The 26666-nt window shown below is 54.4% G+C and carries 20 protein-coding genes and 1 CRISPR repeat array; of the genes, 3 read left to right on the forward strand and 17 right to left on the reverse strand.

Going from position 1 to position 26666, the window contains the following annotated elements:
• Nucleotides 1-223 precede the first annotated feature (223 nt).
• From E1H13_RS09285 to E1H13_RS09295, 3 genes are all read right to left on the reverse strand, one after another.
• Nucleotides 224-1933, reverse strand: coding sequence for an ABC-F family ATP-binding cassette domain-containing protein (locus E1H13_RS09285; RefSeq protein WP_169613131.1), 1710 nt, complete (start codon nt 1931-1933; stop codon nt 224-226).
• A 126-nt stretch (nt 1934-2059) separates the two neighbouring features.
• The gene (locus tag E1H13_RS09290; protein ID WP_206070268.1) at nt 2060-2473 is read right to left on the reverse strand and encodes a hypothetical protein; all 414 of its coding nucleotides are present in this window, start codon (nt 2471-2473) and stop codon (nt 2060-2062) included.
• Between the two features lie 652 nt (nt 2474-3125).
• Nucleotides 3126-4868: a peptide ABC transporter substrate-binding protein gene (locus tag E1H13_RS09295; RefSeq protein ID WP_347404140.1), complete on the reverse strand. Its 1743-nt coding sequence runs from the start codon at nt 4866-4868 to the stop codon at nt 3126-3128.
• A 413-nt stretch (nt 4869-5281) separates the two neighbouring features.
• On the opposite strand from E1H13_RS09295, the gene E1H13_RS09300 reads away from it, so the two are divergent.
• Nucleotides 5282-6751 carry a hypothetical protein gene (locus E1H13_RS09300; RefSeq protein ID WP_169613133.1) on the forward strand — a complete coding sequence of 490 codons (1470 nt, stop codon included), beginning with the start codon at nt 5282-5284 and terminating at the stop codon, nt 6749-6751.
• Between the two features lie 169 nt (nt 6752-6920).
• Here E1H13_RS09300 and hetR read toward each other — a convergent pair whose 3' ends face one another.
• From hetR to E1H13_RS09370, 14 genes are all read right to left on the reverse strand, one after another.
• Entirely contained in the window at nt 6921-7853 is a 933-nt protein-coding gene (gene hetR / locus E1H13_RS09305; RefSeq protein ID WP_169613134.1) for a heterocyst differentiation master regulator HetR, read from the reverse strand.
• 360 nt (nt 7854-8213) lie between these two features.
• Nucleotides 8214-8609: a hypothetical protein gene (locus E1H13_RS09310; RefSeq protein WP_169613135.1), complete on the reverse strand. Its 396-nt coding sequence runs from the start codon at nt 8607-8609 to the stop codon at nt 8214-8216.
• A 392-nt stretch (nt 8610-9001) separates the two neighbouring features.
• A complete protein-coding gene (locus E1H13_RS09315; RefSeq protein ID WP_169613152.1) occupies nt 9002-10063 on the reverse strand; it encodes a mechanosensitive ion channel family protein in 1062 nt (353 codons plus the stop codon).
• An 82-nt stretch (nt 10064-10145) separates the two neighbouring features.
• Complete coding sequence (locus tag E1H13_RS09320) at nt 10146-11258, reverse strand: mechanosensitive ion channel domain-containing protein (RefSeq protein ID WP_169613136.1); 1113 nt, start codon at nt 11256-11258, stop codon at nt 10146-10148.
• Nucleotides 11259-11314: 56 nt separating this feature from the next.
• On the reverse strand, nt 11315-13015 hold the full coding sequence (locus E1H13_RS09325) for a SulP family inorganic anion transporter (protein WP_169613137.1): 1701 nt from the start codon (nt 13013-13015) through the stop codon (nt 11315-11317).
• A 179-nt stretch (nt 13016-13194) separates the two neighbouring features.
• Nucleotides 13195-14232: a hypothetical protein gene (locus E1H13_RS09330; RefSeq protein WP_169613138.1), complete on the reverse strand. Its 1038-nt coding sequence runs from the start codon at nt 14230-14232 to the stop codon at nt 13195-13197.
• A gap of 184 nt (nt 14233-14416) precedes the next feature.
• Nucleotides 14417-14701 carry a hypothetical protein gene (locus E1H13_RS09335; RefSeq protein WP_169613139.1) on the reverse strand — a complete coding sequence of 95 codons (285 nt, stop codon included), beginning with the start codon at nt 14699-14701 and terminating at the stop codon, nt 14417-14419.
• 598 nt (nt 14702-15299) lie between these two features.
• Nucleotides 15300-16614: direct repeats of the CRISPR family, unit length 35 nt; unit sequence GTTTCCAACAAGTCCGATTTTGCCTAATCGGTAAG.
• Nucleotides 16615-16828: 214 nt separating this feature from the next.
• Nucleotides 16829-18646, reverse strand: a complete 1818-nt coding sequence (locus E1H13_RS09340; protein ID WP_169613140.1) for an RAMP superfamily protein — start codon at nt 18644-18646, stop codon at nt 16829-16831.
• A complete protein-coding gene (locus E1H13_RS09345; RefSeq protein ID WP_169613153.1) occupies nt 18643-19230 on the reverse strand; it encodes a Uma2 family endonuclease in 588 nt (195 codons plus the stop codon). Before E1H13_RS09345 ends, E1H13_RS09340 begins: the two co-directional genes overlap by 4 nt.
• A 100-nt stretch (nt 19231-19330) precedes the next feature.
• Entirely contained in the window at nt 19331-19774 is a 444-nt protein-coding gene (locus tag E1H13_RS09350; RefSeq protein WP_169613141.1) for a hypothetical protein, read from the reverse strand.
• A 1-nt stretch (nt 19775) separates the two neighbouring features.
• Nucleotides 19776-20786, reverse strand: coding sequence for an RAMP superfamily CRISPR-associated protein (locus E1H13_RS09355; protein ID WP_169613142.1), 1011 nt, complete (start codon nt 20784-20786; stop codon nt 19776-19778).
• 38 nt (nt 20787-20824) lie between these two features.
• Nucleotides 20825-21934, reverse strand: coding sequence for a type III-B CRISPR module-associated Cmr3 family protein (locus E1H13_RS09360; protein WP_169613143.1), 1110 nt, complete (start codon nt 21932-21934; stop codon nt 20825-20827).
• A gap of 2 nt (nt 21935-21936) precedes the next feature.
• The gene (locus tag E1H13_RS09365; protein WP_169613144.1) at nt 21937-23823 is read right to left on the reverse strand and encodes a type III-B CRISPR-associated protein Cas10/Cmr2; all 1887 of its coding nucleotides are present in this window, start codon (nt 23821-23823) and stop codon (nt 21937-21939) included.
• A gap of 55 nt (nt 23824-23878) precedes the next feature.
• Complete coding sequence (locus tag E1H13_RS09370; protein ID WP_169613145.1) at nt 23879-24805, reverse strand: S-4TM family putative pore-forming effector; 927 nt, start codon at nt 24803-24805, stop codon at nt 23879-23881.
• A gap of 301 nt (nt 24806-25106) precedes the next feature.
• Between E1H13_RS09370 and E1H13_RS09375 the strand changes: the two genes are divergently transcribed.
• Both E1H13_RS09375 and cas1 read left to right on the forward strand, forming a co-directional pair.
• A complete protein-coding gene (locus E1H13_RS09375; protein ID WP_169613154.1) occupies nt 25107-25748 on the forward strand; it encodes a Uma2 family endonuclease in 642 nt (213 codons plus the stop codon).
• 189 nt (nt 25749-25937) lie between these two features.
• Nucleotides 25938-26600: a CRISPR-associated endonuclease Cas1 gene (gene cas1 / locus E1H13_RS09380; protein ID WP_169613146.1), complete on the forward strand. Its 663-nt coding sequence runs from the start codon at nt 25938-25940 to the stop codon at nt 26598-26600.
• The last annotated feature ends 66 nt before the right edge of the window (nt 26601-26666 follow it).

Genomic DNA, 26666 nt, shown 5'->3' on the forward strand with positions numbered 1-26666 from the left:
GGCGTCCACCCAAGGGACAATCCTAAACAGGATGCACAATCAAAACAGCACCCTTAGGCCTGGTATAGCAAAGTTTGTTATCGCAGAGAACCTACTTAAGGTAGATTCAAGAAATTTTATAAAAGGGATTTTACTCTAGAAACGGCCTCAAGTTAAACGATTTGTCCATAAGACTGGTATGACTCTGGCTTGGGTGAGGGCGGCCCTTCGTCTCTGGGGAACGCTAAGGCTTAGCTTTAGCCGCTTTCTTTTGTTTTTGCTGCTGCCGCTTAGCCTCAGCTTTGGCTTGCCGTTCGGCCTCCAGGGCGGCTTGACGAGCTGCCGCCGCTTCTTCTTCCAGTTTATCCAGATAGTAGTGATAGTCTCCCCGGTAGAGGCGCAGTTCGCCATCGCGAATTTCCACAATCTTGGTGGCAACTTGGGAAATAAAGTAGCGATCGTGGGAGACCAGCAACACAGTGCCATCATAATGTTGCAGGGCTTCTTCCAGCATTTCTTTGGCCGGAATATCCAGGTGATTGGTGGGCTCGTCTAGGATCATCAGGTTGGCCGGACGCAGCAGCATTTTGGCTAGGGCTAGCCGGGCCTTTTCACCACCACTGAGGGCCTTGACCGATTTGAACGCCATATCGCCGCTGAACAAAAATCGCCCCAGCAGGGTGCGCACTTCTTCATTGGTCCAGTCGGGGACTTCATCATGGACGGTGTCGATCACGGTTTTGCTGAGGTCCAGCGCTTCGGCTTGGTTCTGTTCAAAATAGCTGGGGATCACGTTGTGCTGGCCCAGTTGCACCTGGCCATCGCTGGGGGGTTCGAGGCCAATAATTAAGCGCAACAGGGTGGATTTGCCGGAACCATTGTGGCCTAAAAAGGCAATGCGATCGCCCCGTTCGATCAGCAAATTGGCCCCCAAGAACAAAATCTTGTCGTCATAGGTGTGGGTTAAGTCTTCGATCATCACCACCTCGCGCCCACTGCGAGGGGCGGGAGGAAAGCGGAAGTGTAGGGTTTTCGTTCCGCCCTCTGGGGCTTCAACCCGCTCCACTTTTTCCAGTTGCTTTTCGCGACTTTTGGCCTGGGTACTGCGGGTAGCGCTGGCCCGAAAGCGCTCGACAAAGGCCTGCTGCTTGGCCAATTCCTTTTGCTGGCGCTCAAAGGTGCTGAGTTGAGCCGCCTGATTCTCGGCCTTTTGGGTCAGGTAAGCGGTGTAGTTCCCCAGGTATGTGGTGGATACCCCCCGCTCGGTTTCAACAATCTGGGTGCAGAGCCGGTCTAAGAACTCCCGGTCGTGGGAAACAATCACCATAGGAGTATTGAGGCCTTTGAGGTAGTCCTCTAGCCATTCAATGGTGTCGAGATCCAGATGGTTGGTGGGTTCGTCCAGCAGGAGCACATCGGGGGCTTGCAGCAAAATCTTGCCTAACCCCATGCGCATTTGCCAGCCGCCGCTGAATTCGCTCACCAGGCGATCGCCATCCCCAGAGGCAAAGCCCATTTCTGGCAGAATCTTTTCAATCCGGGCCTCAAGACCGTAGCCGTCCATGGCTTCGAACCGCCGCTGGTGATCATCCAACAGGTGAATAAGGCGATCCAACTCGTCGGGTTCAGCCTGGGCCATCAGGGTGGGAATGTGGTGCAACTTCGATTGCACCTGGTTGGCTTCGTGGAAGACGGTCCAAAATTCTTCCCGCACCGTGTGATCAGGGTTGACCTCAAACTCTTGGGACAGATAGGCAATCTTTAGATCTGCGGGGCGAATGACCGCCCCGGCCGTGGGCTCAGTCTTACCCGTAATAATATTCAATTGGGTAGACTTCCCGGCCCCGTTGACCCCCACCAAGCCAATGCGATCCCCAGGCTTCACCTCCCAGTTCACATCCTTCAGGACTTCCCCAGTGGGATAGATTTTGCTGATGTGCTCTAAACGCAGCATGGGGGTCTCCAGAGGGGTGTGCTTTGTGCTTAGTTAAGTTCCTTAACAAAGGTTAGCGAAAAAGGGGGTAGGGTTGTCTAGCCCCATCCCCCTTTTCGTCAACTGCTCAGCTCGCCATCCCCTAAGCTATTTTTTAATGTCTTTAGCCATCTGGCGAAACATGTCAAGGTTGGTGTCTGTACGGCGGCGGTCAGAGTTGTTGTCCTTTTTCACCATGGACGCAGATGAACCCTGAATATTGTCAAACTTTTGTGCGGTCAAGCCATTTTCCTGCAGTTCTACCCGCAGCGCTTGCATCGAAGAAATTTGCCGGATGCTTTCCTTCTCTTCGGTCTCACCCCGCTTTTTGGCGAACGTGCGCCGTACGGTTTTGGCCGATCGCATAAACTCAATATCGCCGTAGCTCTTAGCGTCGTCGGGATCTAGGTAAAAGGCTTCCCCAGCCCGCTCAATGGTCGGTTGGGTAGGCTGAACAGGGCGATCTGACTCCCCTGGGTTTTTAGCCTTGCCACCAAACAATCCGCGAATGAATCCGGTCATGGACCTCTCCTGCGTTAACACAATGGATGCAAATCAATGGGAATCCGCCAAGCCAGGCCAGTTCCCATCAACGCAGGGCAACGAGACTTAGCCGGATTCAAATAAGATTTATTAATCTCTATGTTAACTTTTGTTGGGAGAAAATAGGAAACAAATTTCTGAAAATATCCCAGACCCAAGTCCAGTCTTGAATTTAGGGTTTCCAGATGTAGAGATTTGGTGGCATCAAGGTCCGAAATCCCCTCCTTTGGAGGCCTGTGCTGAGCCTGTCGAAGTAGGTAGGGGTGGGTCAAGCAAGCCCGAAGACCCACCCCTACCTCCGGGCACCCCGCCCTCCGGGCACCCCGCCCTCCGGGCACCCCGCCCTCCGGGCACCCCTCCCAGGAGGGGACTACCCCGCCCTTTCCTGCGGAACGCTTTTCCTCGGAACGCTTCGCGAACGCGAACGGGCACCCCTCCGTGGGAGGGGATGAAAGGTCCTGATGTGTTGAAGCAACCTCCCTGACGATTAAAAGGCTTTTGCAAAGCACTTACCCTAATGTTTAGCCTTGACAGACCACCAGCGGTCTGGGGCATCAGTCAGCCCAGCCTGCCTGACACCCGACACCCGACCCCCTGATCCCAGGCCCGCCCGTCCGTCCGGCCTGATCCCCTACTGGTCGGCGGGGTCAGCTAGTTGCCAGTCCTTAATGGCCCAGGTGCTGGCATCCCATGGGGTGAGCTGAACCTGGGCGAGGCGATCGCTCACCGCATTGGCCATGGCCCGATGCACCACTGGGATCACCGCCACCTCTTCGGCCAAAATGGTATTCATTTGTTGAAACAGCGCCACTCGCCGGTCTGGGTCTAGCTCCTGCCGGGCTTGCTCCCAGAGGCGATCGTACTCGGGGTTGCAATAGCGAGCATTGTTCGGTTCTTGCCACTGATTCTCCTGGGAGGCGATTTTACCGCAGGTCCACCAGCCCATGTAAGTGGCGGGATCAGGGCTTTCGTTGCCGATCGAGTAAATTTGCATGTCGGCATAAAAGTGATTGAGGCTGTTGGTGTCTTGGGGATCGGCGGAAAAGAACTCATCCACCCGTACCCGAGAAATTTGCACATCAACCCCTAATTCTTTAAGGCTATCGCTAACGATGGCCTGAGTTTTTTGCCGCACAGGATTGACTGCCGCCTGAAACAGTACCTCTAGGGTGATCCCATCCTTTTCACGGAAGCCGTCACCGTTGGTGTCTACCCAGCCAGCGTCATCCAACAGGGCTTTGGCGGCGTCTAAGTCATAGGTGTAGGTCAGCTCCGGCACCTGGTAAATATCGGGGTCTACTAACAGCTGGGCCACGGGCTTACCAGCAGCCCCATACAACTCCTTGGCAATGGTTTCTCGATCAATCGCTAGATTGATGGCTTGGCGCACTCGCCAATCACTGAAATAGGGGTGGGGTACAGTGGCACTAGCGCGCTCTCCCTCCTCGGTACGCACAAAGGGATTCGCGAAGTTGAGCATAAGCCGCTCTACTTTAGAGCCAAACAGGTTAGTGACTTGGCCTTGGGCATCCACCTTTAAATCGTCCCAGGCCTCGGATTCAATTTGTAGGTTGTGGGCGAAATCGGCATTGCCGGCTTGCAGTACCTCTCGGGCCGCCGCATAGGGGGCAATGCCGCCCAGCAATTCCAGCCGCTTAAAGCCGGGTTGGCCGCCCCAATAGTGACGGTTAGGCTCAAAAATAATGTTGCCTGACTCAAACCCCACCACCTGATAGGGACCTGTGCCCACGGGCTGCACATTGGCGATCGCCTCTCGGGCCGTTAAGCTGTTGTACTCTGCAAAAATATGGCGCGGTAGAATGCCACCCGTTTGACCTGTAAACGGTACCGCCCAGGCTGGGTTAGGGGCGTTAAAGGTGATTTGAACGGTATAGTCATCCAGGGCTTCCACTGACTCAACCGCTTCGTAGTACTGGGCCGTGGCCGCCGCCACCTCTGGGTTACTGATGAATTCGTAGGTAAAGACTACATCGTCAGCGGTGAAGGGTTCTCCGTCAGTCCAGGTGACATCAGGGCGCAGCTCCCAGGTGACGGTGGTACCGTCTTCGGCCACCCCACCATTCTCAACCGTCGGAATGTCCGCCGCCAAAAACGGCACTAACTCGCCCTCTTGGTCAAAGCTGGCGAGGGGCTCATAGGTGATGCGGGCGGCTTCAAAATCTTGGTAACCCGTGGCCAGGTGAGGATTGAGGGTCACAGCGGCGCGACTGTACAGCAACCGTAAGGTGTCGGGATCGCGGGCCGGGGCGATCTGGGTGGAGGCATCTGTATCTGGATGACTATCGGTAACATTGGCCGATTGGCTACAGTTGGTAGTCGCTACCACTACCAACCCGGCGATCGCGAGCAACACAGTGTGACGAAGCCCAAATTTGATCATGGTTTGACGGTATTCAACCCTGAAACGACATCCTGAATGAGGATCGCGCTTTTAATGGTAGACATTCTTGGGCCATTTTGTGGCCTTGGCTACAGCCTTGAGATAGCGCCCTTTATGTCTAACAGCAAGCCAGGGTACGTTTCCGGAAAATCTGCCCAGGTTTGCGCCATTCATCCCCGATCGGTCAACCGCCTTGGCCAGTGTCATTTACAAAACTTTGATCCCAATTCTTGATCCCATTCGATTTTGATTGCCCCAACTTCGAATTTTCGTGGTAACAAATAAGGGTGATTAAATTAGTAAAATTAGCTATTCTTATGGGCTAATAGCCCCGCTAACAATTCGGGTGTTGATGAGAGATAACGCGACCAGGCTCAGGCAAGATCATGACTGACACTATTGCTGCTAATCCCGGCCCAGATCCCCAAGACCAGAACCTTTCTGAGGCTCAAACTGTTCCCGAGACTAAAGCCCGCATGTCCCCTGAGGCGGGGAATACGCCCCCTGCTAACGACTGGGAACCAGTGATATTGCCCGGGCAAATCACCCTTGACGATCAGAGCCCTGACGAGAGTTCTGAGGTGACATCAGCTGGATTAAGCCCAGCGAATTCTTGTCCTGAAGCAGGCTCCGAAGAAACTGATTCCCAAGGGAATCAGTTTCTTTCTGATGATACAAATGAACTAGTTCAATTAATTCAAGATTTAAACCAGTGCAACGATGCCTTGCTTCTGCGAGTTTCGGATCTAGAGGAAGCATTAGAGCGATCGCAGGTAGCCCTGCAAGCCGAAATTGAACGCAACCAGTCCCAGGCCGCGCCAGCGGTCCCCCCTGCCCCTAGCCAGGCAGGGCCTGTGGCCCAGCAAATTGCCCAGCTCTTAAGTGAATTAGACATTGCTAACGACGGTTTACGCCGTACCACCATCCACAACGAGGCTCTGCAAGCCGAGCTAGAGGTAAACCAGCAGCGGGTGGCGCAACTGGAACGGGACTGCACCCTGCTACAGCAACGATTTAACGACAAAGCCAATGCCCTGCAGCAGGCGGAAACCTCCTGTCGTGATCTGAAATCTCGCCTGCATCGCCAACAGCACTACACCTTGCAATTTAAGGCTGCTTTAGAAAAGTGCTTAAGTATGACGGGCGATCGGGAAGGGGGAGTGGCTCCCAGTCCATCCCCTGAGCATGATGCCGCTGAGGCTCAACCCGTAGCCATGCCAAAAATTCAGCAAATTCGCCCTTGGTCAGCCAACCAGACGGTGGCAGCTGATGCCCCTGCGTTGACGGATCTATTGCGTGGTCTTAAAGGTGCCCAGCCCCAGGCGGCAGAAACAGCTCAGGCACCAGCCCCGGAGCCTTTGCCCAGCCCCAGTCACACCGACCCCCCTGCCCCAGAGGTGTCGTTCTGGTCGTCCCCAGACCCATCAGCAGAGTCAGCGGCTCGGCCCTCCACGCCTCAGACCGATCCTTGGTTTGAGGCCCCCACCAGTGGCTCCGATGCGGCTCCCCAGACACCGGCAGCCGCATCGACTGAGGCCTCAAGCCCTGAATTTACCGAGCCTTCCCCCTGGGGAGAGCCTTTAGCCACCCCCGCCCCAGAGCCAGTGCCACCAGTGGCTGAAGTCGCCCCCACCCCACCCTTCGCTGCGTCGCCGTCGGCTACGCCAGCTCCAGCCACCCCGCTAGAGACGGCCCCCAGCCCCATACCAGCCATGGCCTCAGCTGCTCACCGCCCCAGCCCTGGTGCCTCGCGATCGCCGTCGCCGCTGGTCTACCCGCTGCGATCGCAGAAAAAAATCAAATCCATTGCGGCTGTTGAGTTACCCAGCTTTGGTCGCAACCCTCGCCACCGTTAATGCTCAGGCAATCTGAATAATGGCGGGTTCTGTGAGCTGGGGTTTACGGCTGACGGCCCGCGGCTCACGGTGACCCGTCTACCTTAAACCGGGAACCGCAAACCTTGCACCGTAGACCCGGTTGACCCGTCACTTCTGGCTGGTCAGACCACTCTAATCAGGTGATGCTTTACTGATGCCCGACCACCATCTGCAACAGGGTGGGTTCCCCCCCTGGCTGGTGGTATTTGTCGGCCCAGGCCCGAATCACCTGATCCAACTCCTTCAGCGCCGCCTGCCGGTCTTGCTCAGGAATATCTAATTCCTCCAAAACCCGCATGGTTCCCGATGCCCGGTTGGCCCATTCCCGCATCATCCGAAAATACTGAGCCGTGTCATCAACCATGGAATAGAGCCGTTCCTGGTCATCTTCTGGGGCATAGGACGAGCGCGCCAAACCATAGTAAGAGGTTCCCCAGTGGGCGTCGATACGGGTTACGGTGCCAGAATAAATCAGCCGTCGCCGGATGTGCTCAGCTAAGGCATCGCTGAGGGGCACACAGCGCTCAGCCGGTAGGTCATCCTGGGACTTTTCATGTAGAATTTCAATCAGCTCTAGAAACTGAAACGAATTAATAATTTGGGCATCTGGGCAGTCGGCCCCCAGCTTGTTCTCTAAATGGGACCGCTCGGCTGGGGATAGGGAGGTGCCGGATACCCGCGATCGCCCGGGCTGCCAGGGGTACCGGTTCAGCCACATGTAAGGAAACTGAATCAGATAGCGTGGCTCTTGAGAGCCCAGCATTTTCAGCAACTTGCCCTCAGTCAGCGCCTGACGCATTTCTTCGACAATGGCTTTTACCCGCTTGGGTTCGATGTGGTGCAGGTGCCCCGTCATCCGCAGGTTTTCCCCCTGCTCGACATAGGTCATATAGATGGCACACTTGGCTGCGGTTGCGGCCGCATCCAAGAATGCGCCGTGGCGATGCCCCCCCGTGCGCATGGCACTGAAGGCAATGTAAAGCAGAATTTGATCGATGGCGCTGGGGCTAAGGCGGCGAATTAACTCCTCGTCTTGAACCGTAGGCAAGGCTTGGGCCGCTGGGAAAAAAGAATCTGCCATCAGACACACGGTTGAGTACAACATCAATGGCTGGCTAGCACAATGACTGACTAGCGCCACACCACCAGAGAACTACCCGAAACAGGCCATAACTTTAGCCTTATTCAGGTAAAGATGAAAATAAGTTGTTTAGGGAAACTATAAATATTGGTTTGAGTCAGTCCTGAACGTCAGGAAGCTCTACTTACACCCCAGTCACAACTTTGCCCAGGGAACCCTGAGATCGGATACCTCAGGCGAGCTTTGGGGTTAAGAATCAATATACGCAGATGCACTCTTACCAGTTATACCGCTTTGCCGGTACCTTGGTCGCGCTAAATTCCGCGGCTGACCTAAAAACAGTGGCATTTCAGCGGCTCCTTAACTGACTGAACGGCCACGGTAGGCCGTTTGCTCTGAGGCGTTACCCCCTAGCCGACCGGTGCCACGGTAGGCCGTTTGCTCTGAGGCGTTACCCCCTAGCCGACCCGTACCCCGATAAGCCAAGGGGGTCACCATGGGCCTGTTCTGGGAGGTTTGATGAGTCGGGTCGGTACCAACCCGGCCACTACCCCGCCAACTCAGCAGCAACGGGGTTACAGCAGCCACCCGGCCACTACCCCGATCATCGTCATTGGGGTCAACGATATGGGTGTTGGTTGGTATACCTACCTCAACTCTGTGGACAAAGGTCAAGGTTGGCAAGGTGATTAGCAAGCCCAAACTGGTGGTATAGGCTAAGCGACCAATCACTGAACGGTTTAAAGACGTTTCCATAGGAGTGAGTTTCTTAGCGCTTCTACTCCTTGTTACGGAAGCAAACCACCCCAGTCAGGAAAATCTTTATACGTAAATTTGCGGATTTATCTGAATCTACACTTCCCCAGTCAGGAAAACCTGTGACAGCTTTGTACAGGAAGGCAGAAATATGACTCCCATTGCTGAGGGTGTCAGGTGCTAGAGCATTGGTACAGTATGTCAAGATCCCAGGGTTCTTAGGCGATCTCTAGGAAAGATTTTCCCTTGATGTAGCTCGATACCTGATGGGCAAGCAAGCTTTGCCCATCCTACGGGGGTATTTTGTTATCCAGAGATTGCCTTAGGCTGGTTAGCCATGAGTTTCGGGGCATCCCAGGGTTCTGCCCTGGGATCTGTAACGGCGTTCATCGCTACAGGGTGACAGGAGACTCGACATAAATGGTGGGATCCTGCACCGTAAATTCAATGCCGTAGGCCTGGAGTTGCTCGGCAACACTATCATTGGCTAGCTCTAGCAGCCGCTTGCGCAGCTGAATCGAGTTGTCGTTAGACCCCAGAATAAAAAACGTCACCCGGGCCCGATTAGCGCTGAACCGCTGCGATCGCCCATTGTCGTCCACCGCCCCGCCCGAAAAATGAATACTGGTGCTACCTGGATCAATGCCAAAGAGCGAGTTAGTGCACTTGGTCACCACCTGCTTGACCAAGGCCGCATCTTCTTCAGACAGCAGACGCACAAAGTCCAGATAAAGCAGCACCATCACCTTTTTGGCCCGACTAACATTTTCAATTTCTTCTTTAATTAGCTTTGAGTTGGGCACAATAATCAGCGTACTTTTGGCCGCTGTGCGAATTTTGGTGGAGCGCAACCCCACCGACTCGACCCGACAGAGTTGCCCATTATTCAACCGAATGTATTCGCCGGGAATAAACGGCCGATCCAAATAAATCACAATGGTGCTGAGCAACTGTTCCAAAATGGTTTGGGCGGCCAGCCCCAGGGCCACCCCCCCAATCCCCAGGCTGGCAATCAAACCGACAATGTTGAAGTTTTGACTTTGGGCAAAGGCCAGCATGGCGATAAAGCCAATCACCACATTCACCAGGGTCTCAAACACCAGCAACAACTCGTCGACTTCTCGCCCCAGGCGACGCAGCAAGTCGATGCCATAAATGCGCACCCCCTGCCGAAACAGGCGAGAGACCAACCAGGCCACACTGAAAATGGTGGCAAAATCCACAAAAGGCCGAAAAAAGTTATATAGCCCTGGGTATTCCGGCTGTAACCACACCATGGACAGGGAGATTAGTAAAAAGGTGCCAGCCATCCGAAAAGGCCCCTGAACCGGCTTAATAAAGTTGTTGGCAATGGGGCTCGATTGGCCCGGAGAGAAGCGATTCAGAAAAATCCTCACAATGCTGGGGGTGTAGCGGCCCACCAGGATGGACAACAGCAGAGCCACCAAAAACATGATGAAGTTGGGGATATCAGGTAGCTCGATTTGAACTAGATTTAGCAGGTCTTGAAGAATCACGAAGAAACAAGGCTATGGCTTAAACGGTAATCGGGGAATCGACATAGATAGTGGGCTCTTCCAGCTCAAAGGATATGCCATAGGCCTTGAGCTGCACCGTCAACTTTTGACTGGCGATGTCCAGCAGTTGGCGGCGGATATCCATAGACACCTCTCCTGAACCCAGAATAAAGAACGTAACTTGCACCTGGGTTAAGCGGCCGCCGTCCAGATCACGAAAGGTGATATCGGTACTGCGGGGGTCAATACCGAAAATATCCTGGGTACTTTCTAAAATTACCTGCCGAATTAGAGCCTGTTCTTCGTCAGTGACTCGGCGGTACACATTTAAATAAACTAGGGCCATCACTTTTTTGGCCCCCGAGAAGTTTTCTACAGTAGATTGAATAATCACGTTGTTGGGCACAATGGCCACAGTGCCCTTACCAGAGTTGCGGATTTTGGTAGAGCGCAGCCCGATTGCTTCCACCCGGCCAAAGGTGCCGTCGGACAACCCAATGTAGTCGTCGACCCCAAAGGGGCGATCCACATAAATCACAATGCCGCCGAGTAATTGCTCCAGCACCTTTTGGGCCGCAAAGGCGACCGCGATCCCCCCTACCCCCAGACTGGCCACAATGCCAACAATGTTTAGATTGTGGGCTTGGCCAAAGATCAAGGTGAGCACCACCACAATCGTGATGTAGGCCGCCACCCGCCCCAGCACCAGCAACTCACTATTGGTTTTGCGCCCAGTTTTGAGCGCGGCATCGAGCAGATATGAGTCGAAATAAGCCCGAAAGCTACGGATTAAAAACCAACCCAGGGCTAGGGTAAAGGCCAGGGTAATCGGCACCTCTACCCTGGAGTACCAGCGCACCTGCAAGTCTTGGTGGAGCACCAGCCACAGACCCGCATCTAGGAGCCCTATGCCAAGGACTACCCCCAGTAACCGCCGCTGGGGGTAGATCACGCGATCGTAAAATTCATCGGTACGATTGGAGGTGAGACGGCGCAGCAACCAGGTCACCCCCCGGGACCCCAAGCTACCCACCACCCAGGCCACTAGTGCCGTCAAACCCAGCAGACCTAACCAAAACAGGGCCGGATGCTCGCCGCTAAGGCGAAAAATCTGGGTGTAGAGCGTAGACATGGAGTAATTGATCGGATAAAGCACTTAAGGACATGTTTGTCCTTAGCCTTACCCTACTACAGAGGCGTTCTTTCCGGTTCCCCCGACCGACTGAGGCTGCCCTGGCCGTCAATCGCTGCTAGTTGGCGCAGGGCAGCTTTTAGGGCGTCAGTGCGGGTAGCCATCAACTGATCAGATGGCACAAACCGCAGCACGCCTAGCTTCTCTAAACGTTTTAGGGTTTTACCCCGAGCCCCCACCAAAAACACCTGACGTCGAGCCTCGATGGCGTCTTGAATGGCATTTTCCAATGCCAGGGCTGCGGTTACCCCAAGGTGGGGCACATCCTGTAGGTCCATAATCAATACATCATGGTCAGCCATGGCGGTGTGCTCCTGGGCGATCGCCCTGGCCACCCCAAAGATCATCGGTCCATTCAGATGAAAGACCAGAATTCGTCCCTTGGCTCGATCTAGCAGCGCCTCTTCTTCAGAGGTCAGGGGTAGGTCGCTGTCAAAGTCAGTCAGGGTTTTTACCTGCTCAGCCTGGAGGCTGCTAAGGCGATCGATTGTGAGAATGTTGGCGATAAACACCCCTACGCCCACGGCCACAATCAAATCCACAAATACCGTCAGAAACATTACCCCGTACATGATGGCGGTACCTTTCCAAGAGACATGATGGGCCCGTCGTAAAAAACTCCAGTCCAAAATGTCAAAGCCAACTTTAACGGCAATGCCCGCCAGCACAGCCAGGGGAATCACCTTGGTCAGCGGAGCGGCCCACAGCATCACTACTAATAAAATGCCTGCCCGCACCAGCCCTGATAAGGCCGTTCTACCCCCGGCCTGAATATTGACTACGGTGCCCATAGTGGCCCCTGCCCCTGGCATACCACCAAATAACCCTGACATCAGGTTGCCGATACCCTGACCAACCAATTCTTTGTTGGCATCACTTTGGGTGCGGGTGATGCTGTCGGCAATCATCGCCGTCAGCAACGCGTCGATGCAGCCCAGCATACCTAGCACCAGACCGTCAATCAGCATTGTCTTCAATTGAGCGGGTTGGAAGTGTGGCCACTGCAGGTTTGGCAAGCCGGTGGGAATTTCGCCAATCAACCGTAGGTCAGCCCCGGCGAAGACAGTCAAGGCCAGCAAGGTACCCGCCACCAGCACCAACAATTGCGGCGGCACCCAGCGCTTTAACGACTTGGGCATCAAAAACAATACTGCCAGGGACAGCCCACCCAGGGCTACTTCCGCTAGGTCTAGGGTACTGACCAACTCTGGTAAACGAGTCAGGGTGCCGATCACACCCCCTGGAGGGGCAGCATGGCCTAAAAAAGGCCCCAATTGCAGGATAATTAAAATAATGCCAATACCTGACATAAACCCTGAAATGACTGGGTAGGGCATCAGGGTGACATAACGCCCCAGTTTGAGCAAACCAAACACCACCTGAAACAGCCCTGCTAGCATCACCACAGTAAAGGCCATGGCCATGCCGTTGTCAGGGTTGGCGGCCATCATCTGGACAATAACGGCTGTGAACACCACCGTCATGGGACCAGTGGGTTCTGAAATCAGAGTGGGCGTCCCCCCAAACAACGCCGCAAAAAAGCCGACGATCACCGCGCCGTACAGCCCGGAGGCGGCCCCAGCCCCAGAGGCGACACCAAAGGCAAGGGCCATGGGCAAGGCAATCACCGCCGCTGTGACGCCACCAAATATATCGCCCCGCAGATTACGGAAATGTACACGATTCGTGATGCCCATGGCAGCACCTACATCCTTTGATTGATTTTAGTAAATGGTAAAGACTCTTGTATCGACTTAAGTCTATAAAAGAACGATAGCACCTTTGATTTAAAGATCTATCTGTGGGGTGATTGAATTTTCTGATGACGGTGAAAAGCGGCGCGAAATGTATCCCACCTCCTCACCTCCGCTTTCCCTCACGGGCTAGTTACCAGGGCGATAAATCGGTCTTCGTCCAGGCCCATTTTGTTAAAGGCCTGCCGTAGGCGGGCTGGAGTGACCGACGTAAAGGTGGTGTGGTTGGCGGTGAGCAGCTTCCCCCAAAACGCCGGTGCCCCAGGGCGATCGCTGGGGAACTCTGCCACCACCTCATGGTTGATGTCGCGGGGGAATAGGACGATGCGATCGCCCACCATCACCAGACTGTGGGGAATGCCCTGGTGTTGGAGCCGCTGTACCCAGGCGAACACCTCTTCGGCGGTGGCCTCGGCGGTGAAGACCATGCCTGGGGTCAGGTAGTCGGCCAGCACGGTCACCTGGGCCAGGGGCCGCAGGGCCGCTTGCTCTAGGGCGACGGGGTGGGCATGGAAGGCCGATTGCAGGTGGATGTGGTTGACCGATGCCCCAGCCCCTAAGCCATTGAAAAAGACGATGGTGCGATCGAGCTGACGAAATAGGGCGATCGCATCCTGCAAAAACCCCAGGGTCAACATTTGGGGGAAGTGGGGCAACACCGCTGGCCTGGTTGGGTGGACCGGCAGCCAGAGAAAGTGACCCGCTTTTTCGATCGGGGCCGCGTTGTAGTAGGCCTGCCAGAGGTAATGGTCGAGGCGCAACTGCATCAAGGGCCGTCGCCTGAGCAAGCTCAGGGGCTGCTGCGGGTCGGTGCAGAAAAACCGACAGTCGCTCACCTGGGCGGATAGGGGGGGCTGCGGTCCGGGGGGGCTGCGTTTTAACCCTGGCCGCAAGGCCCGGTAGCCGTTGTATTGGCAGATGTAACCGGCCTCGCCAATGGTCCGTTCTTCTACGGCGCCATCGATGGCCTGGGCCTGGTCCAGGTTTTTGGCGTAGAAGGCAAAGCCACTGTCATCAAGGCGAATGCCATAGAGGATGCGATCGCCCGCTTGCCAGCGACCGGCGCTGTCATCCTGGGGGGCGACAAACTGGTTGGTCACATCTCCAGCGGCGACAGCATCGGCCCAGGCCTGGTACAGCTTCAGGGTCAGTGGGTTCATAGGCTTGGCCCGTAACGAGTTACCTGAACACCATTGTGCTGGCTTTAGGGGCTTTCTTTGTACCAGTGCTCTGCTGCAAAGATGTCCCACCTACTGCTGTTAGCGCAAACATTTGCCTAGCCTGGATTTCCCTTTCATCCTCCTGCCCTTTATCCCTCCCCCCCTATTCTTTTTTCGTTCTTCCCTACCCCTGTCGCCACCGCAACAGATAACTAAACACCTCCCCCTGGTCTGGGGTCAGCAAAATGCCTGAGGCTGGAATGGTAATCAACTGGCTCCAGGTGGCTTGCTCGGCGTAGTTGAGCACATGCAGGGTGTGCAGGGTGGATTGCACCCCGGCGGGGGAGCCAATCACCAGGTGGCGCAACCGCTCTCGGCCCGGTTGGGGACTGGGGGTGGTCAGGTGCAGCGGACTCAGATCTCCGAGGTCTTGAAGACCTCGGAGATCTTGACGGGTAAAACACAACATAATCGGGATTCCTCCAAGAAACGATGGGTAGGAATCCCAAAAACTTGGCCACTCCCAGACAATGTGCAGTTCGGAGCGGCCACGAGTAAAATGCTACTCAGCCTCCGAGACAGCCTAGATCTGTCGAAGGGGTCAGCCACTGGTTGGAGGGCCTAATCTCCTTCCAGTGGCGCTTGACCAAATTTTTGGGAAGCTAAGACTGCACGCACACAGTCTTAGCTCAGTAAGGTAGCCCAATCGCGCCCTGGTTGCAAGTAAGAATTGTTACCGTTACCAGAAATCCCACTGTTAACCCCCAGAGTTCTTTCCCCTCGTTCCCATGCTCTGCGTGGGAATCCCTGGGGTCCGCTCGTTCCCATGCTCTGCGTGGGAATGCCCCCCCGAGGCTCTGCCTCAGGCTATGGGCGGCAGAGCCACCCCGGATAGGCACCCAGGCGGAGCCTGGGCACCAGAGACCCCCCAGAGTTCTTTCCGCTCGTTCCCATGCTCTGCGTGGGAATGCCCCCCCGAGGCTCTGCCTCAGGCTATAGGCGGCAGAGCCACCCTGGATAGGTACCCAAGAGATTCAGATCCCTGGGTTTTTCAAAAACCCAGGGATCTTTTTGCCGAGTCCGATTTTGCCTAATCGGTAAGTCCTTGGTCATCAGTTCGGTGTTCATTGCTGCCTGGGCGTTTCCAACAAGTCCGATTTTGCCTAATCGGTAAGTCTGCATTTGGGGTGTAACTATGACCCAGCCGCTTGAGTTTCCAACAAGTCCGATTTTGCCTAATCGGTAAGAGTGGGTAGATATGCATCAAGTCGTGTGCGCTGGCAAAGTTTCCAACAAGTCCGATTTTGCCTAATCGGTAAGGGTCAGCTCGTCGGTTTAACGCTGGCGGGTTTGAGTTTCCAACAAGTCCGATTTTGCCTAATCGGTAAGCTGGACCAACCTCATCAGAGCATTGGTTGGGGGGTGTTTCCAACAAGTCCGATTTTGCCTAATCGGTAAGTTTCCTTTGACCCCACAATCTCCCTCCCAACCTTCGTGTTTCCAACAAGTCCGATTTTGCCTAATCGGTAAGGTTATTTGCAGTTCTACCGTTCTGCGAATTCTCAAGGTTTCCAACAAGTCCGATTTTGCCTAATCGGTAAGTTATAGATGATGATACGCAGTGTGTAATTCGACATGTTTCCAACAAGTCCGATTTTGCCTAATCGGTAAGCCGTTACCTTTTCAGAGCCCTTGCCTGCAAATACGACGTTTCCAACAAGTCCGATTTTGCCTAATCGGTAAGGCTGGATCGCTGGAGGCATGTTTGCGCCGCTGCGAGTTTCCAACAAGTCCGATTTTGCCTAATCGGTAAGGCTCCAAAACGTGAGGTGGTGATCCGCCGCCTCACTAGTTTCCAACAAGTCCGATTTTGCCTAATCGGTAAGTATCTCCCTAGTCCAAGGTCATGATGGGGCCCAAGAGTTTCCAACAAGTCCGATTTTGCCTAATCGGTAAGAAGAGGCAAAAGCATTAATAGAGTTAGGAGCTCGTTTCCAACAAGTCCGATTTTGCCTAATCGGTAAGAGCTTCCGCCTTCTCCAGGGCCTAACCCTCGAGATGGATGTTTCCAACAAGTCCGATTTTGCCTAATCGGTAAGCTGTAATACTCATTATTGCAGTTGTAAACTCCTGGTTTCCAACAAGTCCGATTTTGCCTAATCGGTAAGCACTCTGGACCCCAAGCGCCTGCACCATCGCAAAAGTTTCCAACAAGTCCGATTTTGCCTAATCGGTAAGCTTTGGTAAACGTTCCGAATCGTAGAGATAACTTTATCGCGTTTCCAACAAGTCCGATTTTGCCTAATCGGTAAGGTTTTACCCGAGCAGCAATGCAAGCTCTCTGGGAGTTTCCAACAAGTCCGATTTTGCCTAATCGGTAAGGGTGCCTCTCTGAAACCCTTGCGAGGAGCCAGGTCCAGACCCCCAAAATTCTCGGGGTCCCAGACTGCTGTCAACAAAGGGGGGTGCGTTCTCAACAAGGTCGTGAAAAAATCGCTGTATCCCTTATGTGGCAAGGCGTCCGCTGGGTTCGACGAAAGAATGCGGGTTTCAGCCGTTGGCCGTACCCGACGAAAGCACCCCTGTATTGTAGCTATTACGCCCTCCAAAGTCGTTGAAATTCCTGTTGATTTGCCAAAAAAGTTTGAAAATCTCGCGAAGCTGAATCATTGGCCTCAGAACTTGGGAAAAAAGTAAGCAACTCTAAATATTTCCCAGCTTGTTCACCCCCTAGGGGATACATGCGGTGCCAAATACGACCCACACGAGTTTCTTTGGAACCTGGAGTTACTTCTTCACCCACATAACCTGAAACAGTGGTGCGATAAATATTAGCTTTTGGGGCTTGATATCGCTGAGTGGCAGCACCTATGCTTCTCTGCTCACGGCGTCTAGGGCCAGAACGACCATTGCGTGAAGATGCTGATTGACGCTGATAGCTGCTTTTATCATGCAGCCAGTCTAAGACCTTACTATCTCCATTACTCAGGCGTCCCCACACTTCCACCCTGCCTGGTTGCCAAACTTCCCGCCAAGCTGATGTTTTAGCATCTCTATATTTTGCTGATTTGAGGATAATGGGTGGATTGATATGCTGCATCAATCGAGCTTCATGGCGGGCATGGAATCCCTTAGGTTGACTATCAATCCATTCCCAGATAGCTTGTCGGGTCTCATCAATTAGGGTCGTCACATCAGCTAAACTCTGGATCGGTTGAGCTGCTTCATTACCCCACTGCCAATGACAGCCAATGGGATGTTTGGTATACCCTGGCCGAAAAATGCTGTGGTCTGCCCGTCGCCAAGACTTGCCAAAGCCCCCTAGAACTACGGCAAATTCAGTCAGCTTTTGCATCAGTCGGGCCAGTACCTGCTTCTGTCTGGCATCTTGCGGTTGACGAGCTAAGCGCCACTGTACGGTACAGGCTACGTCGTAGAACGTCACTAAGTCAGGACTGCCTGTGTAATGATCCACCTCCCGCAAGTCCTGGCGTTGCCACTGCACATCCAGGGCGACTAGTCCTTGGGTGCCGTTGCCCCGGACACCGCCAAAGAGAGTTTCTACTAACGCTTCAGCACTATCATCCCAGGCGACAAACCCACCAAACAGCCGCAGTGCATGGCCCCTTAAGGCAGCTTTGAAGATATTAGGCCGAATTTCTGGAGTGCCATTGCCTAGCAGTATTGGCGCTACCCCCTGTCCTATGAGGCCCGTTTCATGCAAAACATCCTTTGCCAGTGATGCTACAGCCTCCTCTGCAAACTGACCATAGCCACTGGAAACCCGGCAGCCTAACCCCTGGGCCAGGGCTTGCTCCCAAAGCTGCCAGATCGTGTCCCATTCTGTTGCATTTAGGGGCTGAGTACTGGAGATTCCGAACCTTAAGGCTGTTTGTTTCAGGGAAATGACAGAAAATGCGCCCCCTGATTTGGATTTGCCTCTAACCTGCCAGTCTTGCTGAGGATGGGTTAAGTCGATTAGGTCGTTCTTCCAGCTTTGATCAGCTGGATAGCCCCCATGAAAGCGCAATATCCCTGGGCGAAAGTCACCATTTTCCAGTTCCTTACCACAGTAGCGATCCCTTTGTTCTGTCTGGGCGGCCGAAAAGACTCGCCGAAACGCCCCTTTCATAGAACTACCAGGTATTAAAGGCCAACCACCAGCACCCATTACGGGTCGAATTAGGTCTTCATCTTGGCCGCTGTTGCTGACTAAACGCCATTGAATACGATAGGTTCTTGTAGCTACTGATTCGTCAAAATTCGGAATCTCTGAATCTACAAAATTTCGCCATTCGTCGGTCCATTTGATGATGTGAGGCTCTTGGCGTTTCTTTAGCCGTTGCAACTGACAGCGATGCTCAGTTTGAGCACGAAACATTTGGGGAATGCTGTCAGCGATGTCTGTGGTCATAGTGTTTCCTCATCTTCTGCAAGGTCCCCAGCCGCCAGGATGGTGGCCACCGTCAGGTCTAGCCCTGGGAACGTGGGCGATATCAGCGGCTGGGAGCTGACGAAAACGGTCTCCTCGTACATGCCTTCCTGCCATTGCAGCACAGTCACCTTGGCCTGTAAGGGATCGACAATCCAGTATTCTGGTACGCCCAGGGCGGCATATTCAGTGCGTTTATAGCGATAATCGCGGGTCACCGACTCTGGGCTGACGACTTCGACAACCAGTAGCGGTGGGGTCGAGAAAATTAAGGCGTTTCCCTGTCGCTCTCGGGCTTGCTCTAGGGTGACGACGCAAACATCGGTCAGTCGAGATTTGCGAATGCCGGTTCTTACTCCGGCTGCTCTAAAACAGAGCCACGGCTGCCCTAGCTGTTGAATGGCGGCATCTAGGGCCTGTTCTAGACACTTGGCGATGAGGAAATGCCGAAAGGTTGGCGGGGTCATTTCGACCAGTTCTCCATCCACGAGTTCGTAGCGGGCGGCGGTGCCGTCGTCGTAGGCAACATAGTCTTCAAAGCTCAATAGTGGGGTGGTGGTGGTCATGGCGACTTTCGCTGCCTGCTCTAGGACATGGGTGGCGCTGATTCGGGGCTGGTGGGCAGTGCCCACCCTACGGGACTTCTGCCTTTCTTCACTAGGTCTATTATGATTTGTACCGCTGGGTCCACCAAACCAGGCAATCGCAGAGCTGCGTGAGGACGGCTTGGGCTACCCGCCGATCTTCCAAGGTCAATATCACCTCTGTTTCACCCACTTTTATCGGTACAGATCCCCAAAACTGCCCGGCAATCTGCTTCAGTTCTTCAGGTTTCCCGCCTTTCTTTAGCGGTTTCGGCAGATGGATCTGCGCCTCACCCATGGTCTTACGAAAGACTTTCCAGGTATCGTGCCAGTAGAGCCCCTTATCCCGCTCGTCCTTTTTGTTTTTTGACAGCAGCCGTACATGCTCGCCCCAGAACCGCTCTAGGCCAAAGGCTACCGTCGTTCTCATTTTGTAGGACTGGTTGAGGGAATCCTGCGATCGCGCCAAAGCATCCAGCACCAGCTCCTGGGCAATTTCATCTAGCTTGTAGGTATGCCAGGTCATCTTAAACCCCTCCTAAGGTCACACGACAATGGCCGAAGCCAATGGACTCCAGCCCACCAAAGTACAAATCCTGGGTTGGCTGGCGTTTATTTTCAGCTTCCATCCCAAAGGGTTGCCAATCCGGCAGCTTGAGCGCCACCGGAAACGCCAGATAGCTGCCCTCTGGCAACGCTTCCACGTTGAAAAATGCTCCCCCCGCCACCTTTTTTTCAGTATCCGCCAGCTTCACTCGGGTCTGCCGAAATAGGGCCATGTCGTGGATCATGGCGATGTCATTGTCATCCACAATCACCACATCTTTGGCGTTTAGCCCCTGGCAGTGCTGAATCCAGGGCGTGATCTCATCCTCCTCTACCAGGTTAGGAATCTCCAAATAGCCCAGGTTAAAAAACAGCAGCTTGCGATCGGGCTTGTCTGCCTCCCCTGGAATCGTTTTTCCCTCCAGAGTTTTAGCTGCGGTGTAAGCATCGGGCACGGTGGCTGTAATGCTGGGATTCATCAACTTGTAGCGAGCCAGCAATCGGGGAGAGCTAACCCACACCACGGGTTGCCCTGGGCAAAATACCGGCAACCACAGCAATGAAGCATATTCAAACTTCACCAGCGCCTCAGTGGTGCCGCCATCGTTCTGACCCTCTACAGCTTCATGGCCGTACCACAGGTGTTCATTAAAGGCATTGGGTGCCTGCCAATTGTGAGGTTTAGCCTGGCTTTCTAGCCATTTCAGCCGAGGAACAAGGGTTGTCTTGCCGTCTTTCTCGACTTCAATGTCCTGTTGGTACGGGTCAGGAATCTCGATGCCCTGATCGGCCAACTGTTGCTCTAGCCATGCCTGGCGCTGACCTCGCATATCGGCGCGAAAGCGACCGCGAATGGAGCTGCCGGGGATAATGCCGGTCTGGGTGAACTGGTCTCGAAAGATCAAGTTCAGGTTGCCGGTTTCTTCTCCGGCGCTGGCCCCCACATGGAGCGGGGCCAGGGTTTCGATGATGCCGTAGGCTTTCTGATACATAGGGAAATAAAGAATAACGAAAAAAAGAACGTCGTTGGTCAGGCAGCCGACAGGGGCAAGGCCAGCCCACAGCCCCAGCGCTTGAAGGAATAGCCCTCCTTTGGGAACTGCTCTGCGGGCCATTGCAACCAGGGGGGAAGCGATCGCTCCATCACATAGACACTCCCAGAGGGAACAGCATAACGACCTCGGGACAGAAGTTTCGGTTGTTTTTCTTGGTGTATATCGTTACCGGCCTCATCTTGTTGATTGCCCATACGAAACCGAAATGGCCGAGGGCGCTGGGTCAGCAAAGCCTGAACCGCGTTGCCATCTGGCCAGGAGAGAGAACCCGTGTCTTTATGGCGGCAGGGAGCCCGGTAGGACAGACGATTTGACCCCCACACCCCAGGGCAGACCAGCGAGAAATGATCGCCCACTGGCTGATCCAGCAGCGATCGCACGTACTCACCAGGTTGAATTTTGTGGGATGTGATTTGCACCAGGTGACCCTCCCCCCCAAACCGATAGACCGAGTTCTCTGGCAGGGGGGCATTGCTCAGGTACACCAGGCAAACCTCTGGGTCGAGCTGGATGCCGTATTCCAGAAATAAGCTGCCAAGATCGCCATTTGAGCCCACGCTGCGCCGTTCCTCCTCCCGCAGGCGAGGGTGCAGGTGGGGCACTGGCTTCCAGGGCGCGTCTCGCACGGGAATTGGGTCAAAGGGCTGGGGCGATCGCAACGTCGCCCAATCTTTCAACCCTATCCAGGTGTCTGCTTGACGGTGCTTGTAGTCCTTGTCCTGATCGTTGACAAAGGATTCAGGCTGCCAGCGGCCATCCCGCCAGACCAGCCGATGCCGAATGTGATGGTCTCGCACCCAGGCATGAAAGGGAGTGGGCACATAGATATTCTCTGGCTCGGTGGTCTTGGCCCAGAACGGCCCGGCTAGTAGCAGCGCCCCCAGAATGTCGGGCTGGTCTCGATATTGGGCGGCATAGATCCCCGACAGGGTGGGGGTGTCGGGGGGAAAGTGGGCACCCGATCGCCCCACCAGGTTTTCGGGAGACAAAAATCGCCCCTTGCTGCCGTAGAGCAACCCCAGGGGATGGATCAAAATCCGGTGGGTGAACTGGGTAAAACGAGGGTTATTCGAGGCATTAACCATGGTCAGGCGGCAGTACGGTGATCAGCTTGGGTTTGGTCGGTAGGGTTAAAGAGGTGGAAACCCACCTCGGCCAGGGCAATGACCCAGGCATTGAAGGCGGCTTGTTGTTGGTCTAGGCCAGCGTCTTTCAGGTCGTCGCTGAGAATGCCGCTTTGGCTGTCCTGGGTCCAGAGGAGGCTATGTGCGCCAAACAGCGCCTCAGGATTGCCCTCCAACAGGGCTTCCCCGGTATCTGGATCGACAAAATAGAGGTTGAACAGGGCCAGGGCCACCTGGTGATTACCCCGAAACCCATGGCGAGCTTTGAGGGTGGCCACATCGTTATACAGGTGGGTCCAGTTTTGGTGTTTGGGATGGGGGCGATGGGGAGAACGAGCATGGCGATCGCAATATCCCCCCACAATTTTGGGCAATAGCCACCAGGGACAGGTCCATTCCAGATAGGTACCGCTGCTGAAGAGCACCCGCAGGCACAAGCGATCGCGCCCACTGTGCTTGGCAGTTTGTTCCGCCAGTTCGCAGTGCTGCAAAATATCTCGCTGGGGCACCTGGGACGACGCCCAGACAAACCCCACACTGGGCGTCACTGGCTTGATGTCTTCGATCCCTCCGTCACCCCGATGCCAGACATTTTCTTTAAAGCGGCATAGCCATGCGATCGCCTGGCCAGGATTTTCCGCCGGGTGAAACACCCCCAGGAAGTCGTCCCCCCCGGCAAAGACAATCCGCCCCTGATTCTGGTCGAAGCTGTCTTTCAGCCCTTTGCCCCACCGTCGCATTTGATGGCTGAAGCCACTCAGGTTTTGGGCTGCGGTGGCCGGATTTTGAGTAATGTCTCGAATATGGTGCCCGGCGCGATCGCCATCACCGCGAAACCAACCCATGGGTAAGTCGGTCTTCCACAGGTTGACCTCCTTAAAGCTCTTTGGCAATTCCTCTAGCAAGGAGTCGTCGCCACGCTGTCGGGCTAAATCAGGAATGGTCCTAGCCACAGTCCGCAGGGTAAACAGCCGCTTGGTCAGTTCCGGAATGCTGAGCTGCTCTCGATGGGTGACAATAGCTTCCCCTAATGCCTCAGCCAGCTTCTTTCTTAAGGTTGAATGCTCTGGATGATCAGCGGCTTCGGCCCCCGGTAGCCCGACCTCATAGCGCGTTGCCAACGTGCGTAAGCGAGCAGCGGGGTCTTGGCGGAAATTAGCTAAGTCGTCTTCTAAAATCGCGGCCCCAATTTTCTGGTTCAGTACCTCGAAGAAACTGCGAATCTGCTGATCAGCCTCGGCCATCGATCGCCGCTTCGGCGCAATATTCAGCCCTAGCCCTGGCCAGGCAATGGCATCTGCCCCCGATAGGGTCGAGCTTTCCCCCACCCAGTTGATGCCCACCCAGTCGCGATCGCTCTCTTCCTCAACAATCGCCGCCAACGCCTCTGAAATACTGGGTCTCTGCACCCAGAAAAATTCCCAAGCATGGGTTTTCCACTGCTGCCAATCCCGATCCCAGGGGAGAGTGTGGGCCGGACTGTCAGGCCATGACCTTGCTTGAACCCACTGCTTGTAATGGTTATCAATCCACTCCTGACGTTCGGTGCAAACCCAGGCCCGGCAGGCATCCATAATTTGCCCCCAGGCTTGCAAAAAAGCAGCCCTGGCCTGGGCCTCCGTAAAGTCGCCCTGAATCACAATCTGATCGGGGGTGCCCATGCGAATATTTATCCGGGCCGGAGAGATGACCGCATCTTCGCCTAAGGCTTGGCGGGCTGCGCCACAGACCGAATCAGCCAGGTAAGACAGAATAAAAGAACTGCCATATAAGTCCCGCAGCTTGCGGGTTTTTTCGATAAATTCTGTGACCGGGGAAAAGGTAATTGCGGTAAACACCGGTTCTGCCATGGTCATTCATCAATAAAACGAACAATATAGAAAGCGACTCGGGCGCTAGCCGGACCTAGCTAACTTGATCTTGGGCGGCTTTAGCCTCTTGAACCAGGTCTTCAGCTGCTTTATTCATCAAATCTTGATTCTCATCCCGCAGACGGCGGTAAAACCAATTAAAAATCAATGGACTAGCGGCACGATTCTTAAAAATGGCGTCCTGTAGCCCAACTGAATACTGATAGAGCGTATCCGGGGTTTCCCGATTATTCAGCGCCCTTTGCCAAATATCGTTGACCCTATCCCTCAGCTGATCGAGCCGGTTGGCGGCCTCCATGTTGTCTCGGTACTGGGTGATGCCCAGCACCAGGGCCGGAATTAAAGGGGCTGCCACCACCAGAAAGAAGCTTTCCAACGTCAGTCCGCCAGCCACTCCCACCAGCAGCACCACCACCGCGAAAATGGATAGGAGCATAATCACCCAACTCGCGTATCGCCGCCGCAAATCAGCATCCCACCAGCAGTTGGTGCGCTGACACACGAGTCGCGCCAGGGGCAACGATAGCTGGCTTACGTTGGGGTACCAATCCCTGAGTCGCTCATAGGTCGGGTTAGTTTTGCGATAGCGCCGATCTGCCCGGTAAATGACTTCAGGGTCAGGGGGTTGGCCAATATTATGAAAATCTTGCCAGTTCAGCTGAAAGAGATCGCAGTCGAAAAGCTGCTGTACTTTAGCCGCTTGCTTTTGCAGTTTTTTCTGGGTTGGGGTCAAATAAAACAGCCCCAGCAAGGTAACCAAAATCCCCCACAGGGCTGCATAAATCTGCAAGGTGGGAAATGCCGCGACCACCAGCACCCAGACCAGCACCAGGGGCACACTCAGCAGCATATGGATTCCCATCAGCCGTTTGGCCTCTAGATAAAGCTGACTATAGGCCCCCAGCCGTTCAAGCTGTTGTGGTTCGTTTTGGGCCTGGGGAATTGCATTGAGATAAGTCATAGGATGGGGCAATGGCTGGAGCAAGGCCGTTAATCTTGGCAAGGTACAAGATAATGGCCGTCATAGGTTCTTTCACGTTCCCCTACGGTAATTCCGGATCGGGAAAGTAACTTAATCTGTTTAAGCTTTGACACGCAAGTCCTCAATCAAGCGATTTATCATGCGTCTGTCCCCCCTACTCTTCGAGAAGCGCAAAGCGCTACCTCCCGTTCTGGGAGGAAGGGGCTGGGGGATGGAGAGCAAAACAGGGTTGCGCTATGCTGGCTCCATACTGGCGATCGCCCCATCCATGGAAATTCCTATGGTAACCGTCCCTCTCCCCGACGCCCATCCCATCAGCTTCACCGAGTTTCTGGCCTGGAAACCCGAGAATTTCCCCTACGAACTGCACCACGGTATTCCCATTGCTATGCAGCCCACCAGCGATCATGAAGAAGTTATTGCTTTTCTAAATGCTGTACTGCTGGTCGAAGTGCAGCGGCGACAGCAGCCGCTGATCTTGCCCAAGCAAGCGTTAATCAAGCTGCCGGAGGAAGACACCGCCTACTTGCCTGATATTGCCTTGGTCAATCGTCCAGCCCTATCCCAAGAACCCCTTTGGAAAAAGGCATCGACCATTACCCAGGGCAGTTCAGTGCCGCTAGTCATAGAAGTGGTGAGCACCAACTGGCGGGTAGACTATGGCAAAAAGTTGGTTGATTATGAGGCCCTGGGCATTGTCGAATATTGGATTGTGGATTATCTAGGATTGGGGGGACGCCGCTACATTGGCAATCCTAAGCGTCCTACCTTGTCGATCTATACCCTGGTTGATGATGAGTACCAGGTCAACCAATTTCGCGGACCCGAGGTGATCCAATCGGTGTTGTTTCCAGAGCTGGCGATCGCAGCTGAAACTATCCTACAGGCTGGCAAAATGCAAAGTCTTTATGATGGCCGTTGATCTTTTGGGCCTTTTCCCAGCCATAGGGCACTTTGGGATGACCATCAGGCGATCGCAACCACAGTTCATCTCGCCTTTTTCAGCGAACTAACTACCCCCACCATCGAGTTCGATACCCCAGAGTTTTCCTGGGGCCAATCTGCTGTCTTTTGCTAAAGGCGAGTTCTACCATCCTATGGAGAATACGCTATGTGTGATCTTTATCTGGTCGAGCAGGGTACCTATCTGCGCAAGGATCAGGGGCGCTTTGTGCTGCAGTCACGCCGTGACGAGGATCTAGAAATTCCGATTCGTGAAGTCGAGCGGATTTTGCTCTTTGGCAATATCCACCTCAGCACCGCCGCGATCGCGATCTGTCTGGGGCGGCAAATTCCAGTGGTGTTTTTGAGCCAGACTGGCCAATACAAGGGCCATCTTTGGGGGGTTGAGCGAGGTGATCTGGAGGCCGAGCGCCGCCAGTTCGGCCAGTATGCTGACGTCACTTTTCAGCTAGAAACGGCCCGTAGCATGATCCGGGGTAAGTTGACCAACTCTAGACAGCTTTTGCTACGCCTGAACCGTAAGCGTACCTTGGAGCCAGTGGCTCAGGTGATTGAGGGCATTCAGCGAGATGTTGCCGCCCTAGAGCGGGCCGAAACCCTAGATCAACTGCGGGGCTATGAAGGGATGACGGCGGCGCGCTACTTCCCGGCCCTGGGGCAGTTAATGATCAATCCAGATCTGGTCTTTATGAAACGCAACCGTCGCCCACCCAAGGACCCGATCAATTCATTGTTGAGTTTTGGCTACACCCTGCTGTTCAACAATGTTATGAGCTTGATTTTGGCGGAGGGGTTAAACCTAGGGTGTTGATTATGCTGGGGTAGTCGCGGCTACTTTTCATGCTACTTCTGTGTCGCCTGTTTTGGGATTCAAAAC

This window comes from Nodosilinea sp. P-1105 (assembly GCF_012911975.1).
Lineage (GTDB): Bacteria > Cyanobacteriota > Cyanobacteriia > Phormidesmidales > Phormidesmidaceae > Nodosilinea.